The sequence below is a fragment of the Rhodococcus ruber genome (genome assembly GCF_027270735.1).
Taxonomy (GTDB): domain Bacteria; phylum Actinomycetota; class Actinomycetes; order Mycobacteriales; family Mycobacteriaceae; genus Rhodococcoides; species Rhodococcoides rubrum_A.
Genome location: NZ_JAPWIJ010000001.1, coordinates 1 through 14346, shown reverse-complemented (window position 1 = coordinate 14346; position 14346 = coordinate 1). Strand labels below are relative to the sequence as shown.

Annotated in this window: 12 protein-coding genes; 4 read left to right on the top strand and 8 right to left on the bottom strand. The window is 62.9% G+C overall.

Annotated elements, in window-relative coordinates; genetic code table 11:
- Nucleotides 1-3: 3 nt before the first annotated feature.
- Entirely contained in the window at nucleotides 4-672 is a 669-nt protein-coding gene (locus tag O4220_RS00065; protein WP_269601530.1) for a hypothetical protein, read from the bottom strand.
- A 45-nt stretch (nucleotides 673-717) separates the two neighbouring features.
- Nucleotides 718-2043 carry a hypothetical protein gene (locus O4220_RS00060; protein WP_269601529.1) on the bottom strand — a complete coding sequence of 442 codons (1326 nt, stop codon included), beginning with the start codon at nucleotides 2041-2043 and terminating at the stop codon, nucleotides 718-720.
- A gap of 1116 nt (nucleotides 2044-3159) precedes the next feature.
- Here O4220_RS00060 and O4220_RS00055 point away from each other — a divergent pair.
- On the top strand, nucleotides 3160-3621 hold the full coding sequence (locus O4220_RS00055; protein ID WP_332112789.1) for a helix-turn-helix transcriptional regulator: 462 nt from the start codon (nucleotides 3160-3162) through the stop codon (nucleotides 3619-3621).
- A gap of 95 nt (nucleotides 3622-3716) precedes the next feature.
- On the opposite strand, the gene O4220_RS00050 is transcribed toward O4220_RS00055, so the two are convergent.
- Complete coding sequence (locus O4220_RS00050) at nucleotides 3717-4721, bottom strand: GAF domain-containing protein (protein WP_269601528.1); 1005 nt, start codon at nucleotides 4719-4721, stop codon at nucleotides 3717-3719.
- A 52-nt stretch (nucleotides 4722-4773) separates the two neighbouring features.
- Complete coding sequence (locus O4220_RS00045) at nucleotides 4774-5589, bottom strand: SDR family NAD(P)-dependent oxidoreductase (protein WP_269601527.1); 816 nt, start codon at nucleotides 5587-5589, stop codon at nucleotides 4774-4776.
- Nucleotides 5590-5935: 346 nt separating this feature from the next.
- On the opposite strand from O4220_RS00045, the gene O4220_RS00040 reads away from it, so the two are divergent.
- Nucleotides 5936-7111 (top strand): site-specific integrase, encoded by a 1176-nt coding sequence (locus O4220_RS00040; RefSeq protein ID WP_269601526.1) that lies wholly within the window; start codon nucleotides 5936-5938, stop codon nucleotides 7109-7111.
- A gap of 160 nt (nucleotides 7112-7271) precedes the next feature.
- On the opposite strand, the gene O4220_RS00035 is transcribed toward O4220_RS00040, so the two are convergent.
- Nucleotides 7272-7928, bottom strand: coding sequence for a TetR/AcrR family transcriptional regulator (locus O4220_RS00035; RefSeq protein ID WP_269601525.1), 657 nt, complete (start codon nucleotides 7926-7928; stop codon nucleotides 7272-7274).
- A gap of 97 nt (nucleotides 7929-8025) precedes the next feature.
- Between O4220_RS00035 and O4220_RS00030 the strand changes: the two genes are divergently transcribed.
- Both O4220_RS00030 and O4220_RS00025 read left to right on the top strand, forming a co-directional pair.
- Complete coding sequence (locus tag O4220_RS00030; protein ID WP_269601524.1) at nucleotides 8026-8724, top strand: alpha/beta fold hydrolase; 699 nt, start codon at nucleotides 8026-8028, stop codon at nucleotides 8722-8724.
- A 13-nt stretch (nucleotides 8725-8737) separates the two neighbouring features.
- Nucleotides 8738-9208, top strand: coding sequence for a DUF6640 family protein (locus O4220_RS00025; protein ID WP_269601523.1), 471 nt, complete (start codon nucleotides 8738-8740; stop codon nucleotides 9206-9208).
- Between the two features lie 495 nt (nucleotides 9209-9703).
- On the opposite strand, the gene O4220_RS00020 is transcribed toward O4220_RS00025, so the two are convergent.
- The 3 genes from O4220_RS00020 to O4220_RS00005 form a co-directional block, all read right to left on the bottom strand.
- Complete coding sequence (locus O4220_RS00020) at nucleotides 9704-11089, bottom strand: NAD-binding protein (protein WP_269601522.1); 1386 nt, start codon at nucleotides 11087-11089, stop codon at nucleotides 9704-9706.
- A gap of 345 nt (nucleotides 11090-11434) precedes the next feature.
- Nucleotides 11435-11674 carry a DUF3263 domain-containing protein gene (locus O4220_RS00015; protein WP_269601521.1) on the bottom strand — a complete coding sequence of 80 codons (240 nt, stop codon included), beginning with the start codon at nucleotides 11672-11674 and terminating at the stop codon, nucleotides 11435-11437.
- Between the two features lie 962 nt (nucleotides 11675-12636).
- Nucleotides 12637-13734, bottom strand: a complete 1098-nt coding sequence (locus O4220_RS00005) for a Glu/Leu/Phe/Val family dehydrogenase (RefSeq protein WP_269601520.1) — start codon at nucleotides 13732-13734, stop codon at nucleotides 12637-12639.
- Between the last annotated feature and the right edge of the window lie 612 nt (nucleotides 13735-14346).

The following is a 14346-nucleotide window of genomic DNA, read 5'->3' as shown; positions in this document are numbered from 1 at the left end:
GGTCTATTCCCCTACTTCGGTGATCGATTCGATGAGATGACGCCCGTCGACCACGGAGGTGGTGACGCGCTGGGTTCGGTACTTCGGGCCGGGTGTCCCGTCGGGTTGAACGAGACTGACGGTGAGGGTGAACAGCCCTGGCAGAACCGGATCGAGGTCGAGGCAGTACCTCGAGCCGACCGGAGTCGCGGCGATACCCGCGTCGAGGTTCGCCACGCTGGTGAACGGCGGGGCGGCCGGGGAGATGAGCTCGAACGCGGCAGCACCGGACCGTTCGACGTACAGGCGGTGCTCGAATGCCCTGATGGCGTTCTCGCCGCTGTCCTGCCCGCCCGCGGGCATCGAGCAATCGCCCTGCGCGGACTCGGCAGGAGCAGACGTCGGTGAGCTCTCGCTGGGAGCTGAGGTGTCGGTCGACGTCGACGGTGCAGAGGTGACCAATGCATCGGCCGGCAGTGGGCCCTGCGCAGGTGGCGAGTCGTCACCGGTGGCCACGATGACGCCGGTGACGACCGCGGCGACTGTGACAGCAGCGCCGCCGAACAGCAGGGCTGCTCGGCGACGACTGCGGCCACGGGATCCGGACGCGGCGCGCGGTGGTTGTGGACGTCTCGGCGACCGGCTCGGGCCGGTGGCGCTGACGATCGACGAACCGTGGTGCTCACGCGCCATGAGGGTGAATCCTTCCGGGGACAGATGAATCCGGGGAGAGTGAGATCACGCAGGGGCGAAGGCGGCGTTCAATCCTGCGAGCGCGGCGTTGGCCTGATCGACGATCGGGGCCGCTGCGGTGTTGACCGCGGCGACGGTGTCGGCGACGGCAGGCTGCTCGAGGGCCTTCGAGGTGAACCCCTGTGCTGCTTCGACGGCCGGTGCGGTCCACACCGACGCGTCGCTGACGGCCTTGTCGACGATCGGTGCCGCGTTCTGGACTGCCGTGTCGGCGGCCGCGAGCACCTGGCGGCCGTTCGGGTCAGCTGCGAGAGTGTCGCGAACCTGCCCGGGAAGATCGACCGTCGCGGCCGGCGGGATCTCCGGAACGCTGTCGGCGGCCGGGGGAACCACCGCGGGCGCGGGGGCCGGCTCTTCGATGATCTGCTGTTCGCCGCCGAGAACGGTGGCACCGAGGACACCGCCGATGGCAGCGCCAGCACCGGTCAGACCCAACACGATCGGTGCCGACAGGGCAGCACCGACGCCAGCACCGGCAAGTGCGGCCGCACCGGGAACGAAGATGTACCCCACCGGTCCGGCCCAGATGACCGCGGGTGTGGCTGCGGTCGTTGCCGCCAGTCCGAGCGCGCCACCGATAGCGGCACCGGTGCCGGTGATCACCGCGGCCGGGACCACCGATGCAGCCAGGCCGACAGCGCCACCGGTGATGACACCGGTCGCGGTACCAGCTGCGATGCGGTCCGCGCGTGGGGCGTCGGCGAAACCGTTGTCCACGAGCCAGTTACCACCGTCGGCTTGGATTGCCTGGGTGGTGTTGTTGAACTGCTCGACAAAATTGCGGTCCACGATGTTCGGGTCGTACGGAACGAGTTCACCTCCGACGAGGAAGTAACCGTCAGGTGCGTCGATCGGGGCGATGACCTTGCGCTGCACCGTCGGGACCGGCGGCGGGGGCGGCGGAGTCGCCTGCAATGCCGGGGGTGCTTCACTCGGGGCGGCCTGCGGAGCAGGAGCTTCGTAGTAGGTGTTCTGGTAGTACGAGGACTGCTGGTTACCGGCCAGGTAGTCGTCATAGCTACGCGACGGGGTCTGCCGGACCTGTGGTGAGGGCTGGTAGCCGGGTAGGTACTGGCGTTCTTCCGGTGCGGCCGGCGGCGGGGTGGCCGGAGCCGTTTGCGGTGTGCCGGTGACACCCGGCTGCGATTCCTGCGGGGCAATAACGCCCGGCTGCGAGGGTGCGGCCTGCGCAGGAGCGGCCTGCATGGTCAGGCCGGCGATCGTCACCGCGGCCATGGCGGGCAGCGATTTGATCACCCGCCCTCGCGTGTTGGATGAGCGGTGGTGTCCGGTGCCCGGTGTTGCTGGCATTGTGTGTCGATCCCTTCCTGGTGCGACCCGGCGATCGGGTCGTTCTGGTGAATGCGATTGCGGAGCAACCGTTCTGGCAACAATTGGTTCTAGATCAAGTGAGTAGAGAAAGTGGATGGGTGCGTGCGATCCATAGGTTGTGGGCCAGTCGCACGCACCCATCACGCGCTAGAGGCTCAGAGCCAGCCGAAGACCACCGAGCAGAACCAAGGCTGCTGAAAAAGCCACATCGGGTATCGGAATCCTTTCTGTGCGAACGGGTGTGAGTTCTAGGGGTGATGTCCCGGCGGGGCCGCGCAGCGCTGAACATGATGAAATGCGCTCACTGCGCGACCCTCGCGCCGGTCCACCGGTCGAGCTACAGGGCGTCGGGGAGCTCCTGTAGCTCACGAGCGGGACTATCAGCAGAAGCCCACTTGGGTCGGGTTGCAGTCCGAACTGCCAGGTCTACGGCTTACTGGAAGGAATGGACCGATCAATGCACGATGTGGATGGACCCCACTCGGCTAGCAGGGCTCCGTCGTCACCGATGTACTGGTGGCGACCGGAATGCCGGTGGTCGAGCGAGCATGCAATCAAGTCGCCATGTGTCCGATTCACGACGACTGACGCGCAAAACTGTCTCTGTGCGAGGAAATTTGACTTCATCGCATCCCGTGCGGCACTCACCTTGGTCCACCTCCACACCCTCGGCGAAAGTGGCAATGTCGGTCGAATGCACCTGTCGTCGCGCCTCGTCCGTGTTGGCCCAACACTGAACTTCGAAGCTGTCCAATTCTGGGCTTAGCTGTCGACGGCAATGGTGGAGCGGAAAGGGCGAGCGACGTGAACATGTGGAACTCCCGACAGGAATGATCGGACGGAATCTGTGAGCAAACCGTCCTGACGTCCCGCGCTACAAGCGGTGCCGAGAGCGACAAGCACCGAGGAATCCCTTTTGGGCGCGCAACAGGACTGTAGAACAGGTTTGGTGCACCGCGCAATTGGTTGAAGGTTGCGAAAATCGGAACGGCCGAGCGCATAGCTGCAACGGTAGCGCGCAACTATAAAACGCACAAGACGTCGAGGTTGACGTGGATCGAGGAAGATGAAGCTGTCTTGGAAGGTCGATAGAGAGTGGGGACAGTGCCGCGAAGCGGGGTTCGTGGATTTCGGGCGGATCGGTTGCGCGAGCTTCGGGTACGCGCTGGGTTCAGTGCTGACGACCTTGCGGCGACTGTGGGCGCGACTAGGCAAGCGGTATCCACCTGGGAAACGGGGCGTTCAACGCCGCCGCCAGCGACCCTTGGTCGAATCGCGAATGCCCTGCACACGTCGGTCGCAGCCCTAGTTCCGATTCCGGAGTCTCAGCTCAAATTGTCCGACCTGAGGGTGCATGCGGCGCTTTCCCAGGGCGACGCTGCGCGGATGTTGGGGATGTCGGCCACTGTTCTCGCCGACATCGAGCGGGGGCGCAAGCCTGAGACGGAGGAGCGCATCGAGTCGCTTGCGGAAGCGTATGGGGTATCCACCCGAACGGTGGCAGCTGCATGGAGTCGAACTCGCGATGCACGCACGACACGCGCGCAGTCCTTATAAAAAACGCAACTATTAAACGTACGTGCAGTGCAGGCGCTGCGATCGACCTGGGTCTGTAATAGTCTCTGTGGATCCGCATGGATCCGCGAGATTTTTTACTCTTCGCACAATTCGGTCAGAGTGACAAGTGCGGCCGTGGTGTGCTGATCAAGCGAGACCAAAACCGCGTTGACTTCCATCGGCTTCCAATGTCCGTCGAGAGTTCTGAATCGAAGCACGCCGTTAGTGCGTTCGCGTGCGAGTGCATTCGACATTTGCTTCGCAATTGGTACGTCGTCCGGATGAATGGCCGGTACCGGTTCGTCGGGAAGGTTTTCCCAGCAGATATTCGGTGCAGGTTCAGAGTTGTACCAGCGCAACAAGTTCAGAGTCCTGAGGTTGACCAGTGCGCGGTACTCGCCCTCCTTGGTTGACGCCTCCAGGACACGATGCTCGAGTATCGTGGGTGGGGGAGCGATGGTGATTTCACCTGCGGGGCCGATGTCATGCGTGATGCCCCTCAGGATTATTTCGGTGCCCGCAGCCTGGTCTTCGGCAATCATCCGGCACGAGAAGTGCGCGGCCCGAAGATCGCCGTCGTCCCGTCTCACTGTCCAAACTGCTTGATGGGTAGTGCCCGGTGCTGACTGCACGATCTTGGCCATAGCTTCGCTCTCGTCACGGTTTGTGACAAGTCGGGTGAACGCTCCCGCGAGTGCGCGCTGGGTCTCGCGCTCGTTTTGCGGAACGCGGTACAAATCGAGTAGATCATTGCTTCCGCTTGCTGTGCTCTTCGTGAGGTTGAACTGCCACGCCCCGGCGGCGTCTCGCGGAGGTGGAGTCTCATCGCGCCGGCCGAGCCACACCCATGCCCCGTGCGTACGGCCCGCAAAGGTTTGCAGTGGTTCGGCCAGTACTCGCCTGTATCGGTCTCTGGACAGCCGATCCACCATGGCTCCCGTAACAAGCGTCTCCGCTACCGCGGCCAGTGCCTCGTTGCGGCTGGCGGAGCTGCGCAGAACATGACGAGGTGAAACAAAGGACTTGGGCGAGGACCCAACTCCGATCACGGACGGCTCTTCATCTCCGAACGTCTCTATCAGGATCCAGCTATTCGACATGATTGACCGACCCCCGCAGGTCTGGTGAGTGGTTTCTGTTGATGAAGACTTGTTAGGTCCGTCGCAGTGCTCGGAGCGAAGGCAGCAGCCGTTGGTATTGAGGGCCAAGCACGCGCGTTGTCGCGGCGACGAGGCGGGCGTCGTTCCCTATTGTCACCTGCGACTTCCCCCTCCACGCACCCGCAATGATTTTTTGGGCGGCCACTTCGGGGGTGGTTCGGGCTATGCGTCTATCGAAAAAATCGGCAGTCCGCGCGTGATCAACGCCCGGTGCCGCCCGCGCCGTCCGAGCGATCGACGTCTTGAGTCCACCAGGGATCACACAGGTCGCACGCGCGGTTCGTGACGCCAGGCGCAGTTCCTGGTTCAGGGCTTCGGTAAAGCCCCGAACGGCAAATTTGGATGAGTTGTACGCCGAGTAGCCTGGTGCGGACATGACTCCAAATGCGGACGACACGTTGATAATTCGACCTCGACGTGACGTTAGAATGTCCGGCAGAAAAGCGCGAGAGCTGTTGACGACGCTCTCGAAGTTGGTTGCCATTACGAGATCGAAATCAGCTGGGGGAGTGTCGATGACGTCGCCGCTATATAGAACACCTGCGACGTTGAAGACCGCATCAATACCGCCGAGCCCATTGCGCGAAGATGCGGCCCACGAAGTGATTTCGGCCCGGCTGGAGACGTCGACACGGGTCGCTCGCGCGATCGCGGCCGTCGCAGCACATCGAGACTGTGTGTCGAGGAGGGCGTCGTAGTTGCTGTCGGCGAGCGCGAGTGACCACTTCTGTTGTGCTAGCTGCAAGGCGATCTCGCGGCCTACGCCCGAACCCGCGCCGGTAATCGCTGCTTTCCATTCACCTGGCATCTACTCGCCCCTCCTGCGCCTCGCTACCTTGGGTAACTAGGCAGAGTAACGAAAGGCTTGCAGTCGCGCTAGCAACCAGCTGGTCTGTATTTTGTTATGTATCGAGTCGTTCCGGTGCGCTTTGCTCGGAGGCGCTCGGACGAGCGGTGAACCATATGCGTGAGTACGACTCGAGTCCGTAAATGTTGGCAACGCATTTGCGGAACGGTCGGTGTAGAGAGGTGTCTGAAAGGTCGATCCAATGTCGCCGCGGTAAATTGCATTTTCCGCACCGTCTATAACAAAACGCCAGTTCAGCACAGTTTTGCTCCGCAGGTGTGTCAGTGACCTGCGCTAGGCTGCTGTTATGGATTTCCGACCAGGCCGCGCACCTGCGGTGACCCCTTTCGCGGGTACCTCCGTGGGCGCAAGATCGGTCGCGGTCGAGCCGGAGATCCCGCCCGCCGTCGCGAAACGGATCGCGGCCGCCGTGCAGTCCTCCCAGTCCGAGGGAACGCGCAAGACCTACGCGGCCGCGTGGAGACGATTCAGCAACTGGTGCGAGTCGAATGGTCACGTAACACTTCCCGCACATCCGATCACCGTCGCTGCCTACCTCGTCGACGCGGCCGACACCCGAACCGAAACAGGGGAGCGGGCCTACGCCGTCGCCACCTTCGGCACCTGGATCGCCGCTATCAACCACCAACACCGCACCACGGGGCACCTATCACCGTCGGCGCACGAACTGGTCACCGCAACACTGTCCGGGATCAGGCGCGAATACGCCGCAGCCGGAGACCGGCCACGCCAGCCACGCGACCCACTTCTGGTCAACGACATCAGACTGCTCGTCACGACCGCGCGGGAACGTTGCCAGGGCTGGGCCGACGAGGTCCTTCAACGCCGCGACTCGGCGATCCTCCTACTTGGGTTCGCCGGTGCATACCGCCGCAGCGAGTTGTCGGAGATCGTGGGCGGGGACGTCACCGTGCACCGACACGACGGCCTGCACATCCGGCTACGGAAGTCGAAGACCGACCAAGAGGGCAAGGGAGCGGTGAAAGCGCTGCCCTACACCGAGTCCCATGAGACCTGCCCACCCTGCGCGTACGTCCGATGGGTCCAGGTCGTGGCCGCGTTCGACGCCGGCGGCCGTCCGTCTGTGATCCGACTACTCCGGAAGCGAGAACCGTTCGACGCTCACGTGTGTCGTGGGGGAGTACCTCGCACTGCCGCTCGCGTGCCGTTGTTTCGCGCCGTTGCCAAGAACGGCAACCTCGGATCTACGGCCCTGTCTGGAGCAGCCATCCACCAGACCGTCCGCCGCCGCGCCGAACACGCCGGTTTCGATCCCACCGCTCTGGCCAAGCTGGGTGGCCATTCCCTCCGAGCAGGCTTCGTTACACAAGGAACTCGTAACGGCGCCGACGGTTCGGCTATCGCCCGCCAGACCGGACACGCCAGCCTCGACTCCGTCGAGGCGTACCGCCGCGAACACGCGCCGCTGGTGGGCAACGCCGTCACAGAGATCGGACTGTGACAGTCGAACGACGTGCATCTCGCCCCTTGGTCGTTGAGCGCGTGGTCGACTTCATGGAGCAGCGTTCAGATGACTAAGCCTCGATCCGCCGACTGAGGTGATGCACTGTGGTTGCTGACCGCATTCTGGGGTCGGACTTGTTCGGTTGATCCGAGTACGCCTAGAGCCGCGTAAGGGCGGCGATCAGAGTTGTGCCCAGCCAGTGTTCGAATTCGGCCGGTGTGCGGGCAGCCCGGTCGACGACCAGGTCGTAGACCTCGGGGCTGGCTAGCGTCCACAGCGTGAGGAAGACGGCATCAGCGTCAAGCTCAGGACGTAGTGCCGCCGGCGGAATCGCCGCGGCCGCGGCGCGAAGCGCGTCGTCAGCCTGCGACTGCACGGTGAGCCAGTCCTCGGCGAGGGCCGGTTCGACCGCGGCGGCCTCACGATAGAGCCGGCGGTAGGCAGCAGTCCGGGCGGTGACGGCAACAAACACCCGCGCGACTGCGTGCAGGTAGGAGGCGGTGTCGAGCGTGGTCTCGGCGTCGGTTGCGAGCTCGTTACGAACCGCCTCGAGCCAGTCTTCTGATCCGTTCCCCCCGGCGGCCACGGCCGCTGCCGCTCGGAACACGTCCCGCTTGCTGCCCCAGGCCAGGTAAAGCGTCTGCAGCGAGACGCCGGACTGCTCGGCGATCACCGACACGGTGGTTGCGGCGTATCCAAGTTCCTGGAATAGCTGGTCCGCCACCTGCACGAGGCGGGCGCGCGTCCGGCGTCGGCTTTCCTCGCCAGCTTCACGCCGTCGCCGGTACCGGTTCTCGAACTCTGGATCAACCACGATCTCAGCTTAGATCATCACAGTGGCACTCCAGTTGAAGTAGGCTCCACTAGAGCGTGACTAAATCGAGTCTTGCCTCACCCATTCGGGAGATCTCTTGAACCATCACAACCTGGCCGTACAGACTTTCGGATCCGGCGCCAGATCCGCCATCCTCGCCATCCATGGCGGGAGAGGACCAGGCTCGATGCAGCAACTCGCGGCACGGCTGGGGGTAGAGCACGAGGTTGTGCTGCCGACCCATCCCGGCTGGGATGGACAGCCGCGAGATTCCGCAATCTCATCTGTGCCGGACCTCGCCCAGCGGTACCTGACGCTGCTCTTGGACGCGAACCTGGCCGACGTCACCGTCGTGGCCAGCTCGTTCGGCGGATGGATCGCTGCCGAGATGGCCCTGCTGGCACAGCCAGAGGTAATCGGGCGAATGGTCCTGCTCAACCCGGTCGGGCCGGCGCCCACGCCATCCGAGATAGCCCGGCAGAGCCCAACCCGGTCAACCGAGGTCCCGGACCCATATATGGACCTGGTGCGCAGCTACACAGGCCCGATGATGTGCAGTCCGGACTTGTCGGAGCGGCTGGGGGCTGTCGCACAGCCCACCTTGATCGTGTGGGGGGCCGATGATCCTGTGTTGCCGCCGGCATACGGTCAGCGGATGGCCACCGACCTCGCTGATGCAACCTGCCTGGTCGTCCCCGGTGCCGGACATCTGCCACACCTGGAAGCACCGGAGCAGACGCTCACCGCAATCCGCGGATTCCTGGACGGAACATCGATGACGACGGTGACCCGATGACGACGGTGACCCGATGACGCCCGCGACCCGGAGACTTCTGGGGAAAGTGCTCCTCACCATGGGGGCGCTGGTGCCCGCCGTCGGCTCTTTCGTCGCAGACTGGAGCCCGACGCACGTCTACAACCCGAGCTGGCCGGCCCACGCCAAATTTCATCTCGGCCAGACGCTGGCCCTAGCCGCGGGATCCACGGTCGTCAGCCTCTACCTGACGTGGCGACCTGGGGCTGACGTCACGCGGCTGCGCGGCGCGCTGTTGGCCGGTGCGTTCTTCTGGCTCACCCAGCTACCGGCTCTGCTCGTCCCCGGCGCCGCCCTGACCGACCCCGACACACCCATCCAGCCCTTCGACCTCGGGGGACTGCCGGTCAACCAGATCACCGTCACCGGGGTGGTGATAGTGCCCCTGCTGCTTGCCGGGTACGCCCTACAACGCGGTGCGATGGCCGACCGAGCACCGGCGCGACTGCCGGAAAGAGCCTCATGATGCGCACCACATTGCCACTGTGCAGGCCACACGGAGAGCACGCGGTGCGTATGTCGCCGCTGTAGTCTCGTCGGTCCTGTCCAGAGGTGCCCTCTTCGGAAACGTCGCTGGCCCCACCCCGTCGAAGCGGAGCTAAGCCATCGCCGCCATCGAGCAGATGACCCGCGGCAACTTCCGCTTTCTCGAGCGGCTCTCCCTCAGATCAACCGGGTACTCGAGATCGACCAGCTCGACACAATCACCGACGCCGCCAGCATCCTCGTCATCGGTAAACCTGGCGACACACAGGGCTGTTGTTGCCGATCTTGGTAGCTTTCTCGGCTTTGCTGGCATCATCGCCGCAGCGAACTCCTGGCCTCCGTTTGAGTGGCGTCACTGCGAATTTGACGTCACTCGGTAATCGAAAGTCTGAGCCGCGAACGACGCCCGTGGAGGCCATGATGGAGCACTGCACATCACGAGAGCTCGGTCACGGCCGCCTGGGAACGTGTTCGGCTACTTTTCCTCCAGGGCGACGCCAACGAGTAGATGACCTTCCGAGACCGTTCTGGTGCAATGACTTTCGACCATCTCGGAGAACGGTACAAATTTTCCGCGTGCGTCCTGGATCCACAGAGTATGACCGTCGGACACTACGGACCTAGGATTCTCACCCACAATCCACGCGACCACGTACGCCGCGGAGAGCATGGAAACATCGCGCACAACCCCGAGCGGGAGCAGTGAGCCTGTATCGGATAGAGCCGAGTGTTCACCCGCCCGCAAAACGACTCGTACATCGGGTGCGACTGCTTGAGCGACAACAGCTGTCGCAATGTTGTCGCTGTCCTCGGACCCGACGACAGCAACTGCCAGAGCACGCCGAATGCCGACCCGCTCCAGCAGTCGGCGATCGTCGCCGTGCCCGACAACCACCGCCGGAATGCCGAGCGCACGAGTCAATCTGAGACCAGCCGCGGACGGATTACGCTCGACGCCGACGACATCGACTCCAAAAGCAGTGAGCTCACGGCACAACCTCAGGCCAACCTGACCGAGCCCCACGACGATGACGTGGCCCGACCGCGGCAGAACCCTCGATCCGACCAAACCGACGAGGCGCGGCCCGAGTATTCGATCGACCACACCTGCAGTGACCATTGCGGTCAGGAGAACAGTCACCAACATCGCCACCGCGGAGACGGTCGCATAGCCCCCGTGTGCTTCGGGTGCCGGTCCCACGGTCGTGACCACCTTCACCGCGTCGAGCAGCGCCATGTCCGCTGTGGAGCGCTTGCCCAACACCAGCCAAAGAAAGTCGGCGACGATAATTCCCACTACTCCCAACAATCCCCACACCAGCATTCGGGTGCCCGTGTCAGGAGTACGGAACAACCCGCTCGAGCGGACCGCCATCGACCGCCATAGGGGCCTCCTCAGGTCGGCAACCGGCCCTACTTCAGGACCGCGGTGGGCGTCTCTGACTCCGAAGCTGTGCCCGTCGTCGTTGTGTCCGACGGCAAGTAGATCCGCGGCGATGCAGGCCCCGGCCAAGATCGGTGCCGCAAGGTCCGCGGGAGACGTGACCAGGCTATGGGGCAAAATCTCGCGTAGTCGCGTCGCGATGGTGCGGTCGAAGACCGTGACGATCATCGGGGTGGACGGATGCACGTGCGCTGCACTGAGGGCGTACCGAAGTGCGAGAACATCATCGTGTGTGACTACTGCAATCCGGTCGTACTGCACGCGGAATGCTTGGTCGAGAGCTGAGTCATCGGGCGTCAAGAGCACGCGGACAACGAATCCCATCGATACCAGTGAGGCCTCGACATGGCGAGCAACGTTGGAATTTCCGATCACCAAACACGATCCTGCCGTACGTGTTCCGGTGTTCTCGTCCACGACGTGTGCCTCCGATCCTAGTGACAGAGTCTCTGCCCTTCGACAGGTCCCCGACAATAGGGACAGCAAAGTACCGAGCGGTAGCTGCCAGCCGTACGAGTGTTGAAGCCCAGTTCCCTTATGGCGAAATCTTCGTTACGTTGTTCGCGAGGATCAGCCCGAACCTCAGAGCATCCAAATTTTCTGGGCGGAAGACTGTGCACGATGTTGTTTCGCTGCGGCAAAGCCGAGCCGAGCCGAGCCGAGCCGAGCCGAGAACAGCCTTCCATCCGACTCAGCGACTCCCTCAACTGCACGTCGTCACATAAACGGTCCGGTTGCTTGACCCGTATTCCGGTTATGGTGTCAGTCGCTTGAGGTTGGCAGTCGGCCGAGTCGTTCGAGTGCTACCAACTTGATCAAGCGCTCTCTCCCCGACTCCAGAGCGTTCGGCTGTGCGGCCAGTAGCGTGAGCACGCGTTCGAAGAATGCGGGCGATGTGAGGCCGAACTCGACCAAGATGTCTTCGTCCCGCCCTCCGCCGTAAGGACCCCACCGCAGAACGAAGTCCAGCATTGCTCGCGAAATTGCTGATTCTGCTGCCACGGTGAGTCACTCCTTCTTGCTCAGCTGCTGCATGTCGACTGAGGATGCAGAGTTGCGGGTCGCTTCAATTCGATTCTCGGTCGAACGAGTGCAGTTGCCTGGTTCCTACCGAATTGTCATGTCTGCAAATCCTTCCCAATGGCACGTCTCGCATGCCGCATAGACGTTGGTGACGCTGTCGGTCGAACTCACTGCCCGCTGCACCATTTCTGCTTGGCAGCGGTCGCCGCAGAGGGGGCATCGCCGAGCGAAATCGACCTCAGAGATCAACCGGTATGTGGGCATAAGTGTTCCAGCTCCTCGTGGGTCCCGACCCTGAGTACAAGAAAATGTGTTCGGTCGCAGGCATTCCGCGCCGTTCTCCGTTCTGGCCATCGACAAGCCAAAACTCAGACGGCGGGCGGCCTGTGACTGTTCGAGTGCAACCACCGATCCACGCGTATGTCGCACGGGCCAGCAACCTTGATGGTGCCTACCTGCCGATGAAGTCAGGCAGTTGCAGCTCGATTGTGGCGCAGCGGGCGGGGGACGCTCCTACACTGTTCCCAACCTGGGAGATCTAGGACCTGCAGGTTAACGTAGTACGGCTGAGCTCCGCCGCCCACTCCTCCGGTTAGGGAAGGCCGGGAATCCCGGCTTTTCCTCCCGAAGACTCCTTCCGGGTAGGTCTCTTCACGTTCGTGGACGACGATCGGTTCCAGCACTTTGTCAGCGACATCACCCGTGAGCGGGAACAAGTCCCCCGCCTCTTCCGTGGGCGAAAAACACGATCACAGTCGCGCCACACCCTTCAAAAACTTTGGCGGTTTTGCACAACGATTTGCGGTGCTGAAGGAAGGCTCATAGCAATATTCTGGTCGAGATTGACTCGTCGGGCTTGCTACCGAGCAGCAGCTTCATCGTTGCGACCGAGGCGCGACCGTTTCGAATCCCGAGCTGGCGAATCGATCCGGTGGCCGCCGCTATACGTGCGACTGCACGAACTTCAAACGAGCTTCGGCTACGTAATCCGCGGCTTCGCCCGGTGGGATTGATTCGGAACGAGATCTGTCGAGGATCGACAGCACTGTGTCGTAGATCTGTTCGACGTGGTCGCGGGCCCACTGCGCGTCTGTACCGTCTTTTTCTCCGGCCACCTGGATGAGTCCGCCGGCGTTGGCAACGTAGTCGGGAACCCACACCACGCCCTTGTTGTAGAGATGCTGGTCGACGTCCGCAGTCAGGAGCTGGTTGTTCGCTGCGCCGCACACGATCGATGCAGTCATTTCATGGACCGAGGCGACGGTGAGGGTACCGCCGAGCGCGCAGGGGGCGTACACGTCGAGCTCATGGCCGAGAACATCGTCGCAGACGACGACCGAAGGGAATTGTGCTGCGACAGCGTCCAATGCGTCAGCGTTGACGTCGGTCGCGAAGACCTTCGCCCCGTCCCGTAGCAACAGCGCGATCAATTCGGAGCCGACTTTCCCCACGCCTTCGACGCCGATCACACGACCCGTGAGATCGGGAGTGCCCCATGTGGCGGTGGCCGCGGCGCGCAACGATTGGTAGACACCGAGGGCAGTCATCGGACCGCTGTTGCCGGAACCTCCGGCGGTCGTCGATCGTCCGACCACGTGGGCGGTCTGTTCTCCGATAATGTCGAGATCGTCTGTGCCGGTGCCAACGTCGCCAGCCGAAATGTATCGGCCGCCGAGAGTCTCGATAAAACGCCCATACGAGCGCAACAGATCTGGAGTCTTGATGACCCGAGGATCGCCGATGATCACTGCCTTGCCGCCACCGTGCGGAACTCCTGCGATAGCGGCTTTGTAGGTCATTCCACGCGACAGACGGAGCACGTCCGTCAAAGCGGCACCCTGGTTCGCATAGGGGTAAAACCGTGTGCCCCCCAAGGCTGAGCCCAATGCGGTGGAGTGGATCGCAATGATTGCCTGCAGTCCCGTGGTGGGGTCTTCGCAGAAGACCACCTGTTCGTGTGGCGATCCGTCGGCCGTGTCGGCGCGGTCGAAGACTGTAGCGTCTGCAACGTCCGAAACGAGTTCCGTGCTCAGTGTCATGGTTCTTCTCCTTACGAGATGATGTCGTGGTTGATTCAGGTGTGGGGGTGAAGTGCCGCCCGGCGAGTGCGAGGTGTACCTCGCAGAACGCCTCGTTCTGAGTGGAGCGTGCGTAGATGGGGTGTGCCACTTCCTCCGGTGGGCGTCCCAGTTGCCCACCAACTGTGCTTCTCCGATGAGTTTGCCGACCCGTTCGCGGCCATGTGTTTCCCGAGCATGGCACCGCCGGCCACCCGTACGAGCTCGACGCCTCCGGTCGTGCCCAGCATCTACCACTTCCCGTTTTCGGAGAGGTCGTGCACCGCGGTCTCCACCTCGGAATACTGTTCGCGCTATCACTTTGGCGAGCCCGACCATGCCGACTTAAGGGGTGCAGTACCCCACCCGCGAGATGTTCACGTCGTCTACGGCAATCGGGACTCGGCCGGCGATCGTGTCGGCGACGAAGATCCTCTGTGAAATCCTAGGTGGGCGAGTTGGGGCGGTGACTACATTGCCGGCTGCATGGACGCCATCAATACTGCACGAAGATGCTCGTCGGTTTCGGTGAAGCCGACCGGCGGTGTAGGACCGAGGCCATCGATAGCAGATCCGATTGCGTTCCCTCGGTGG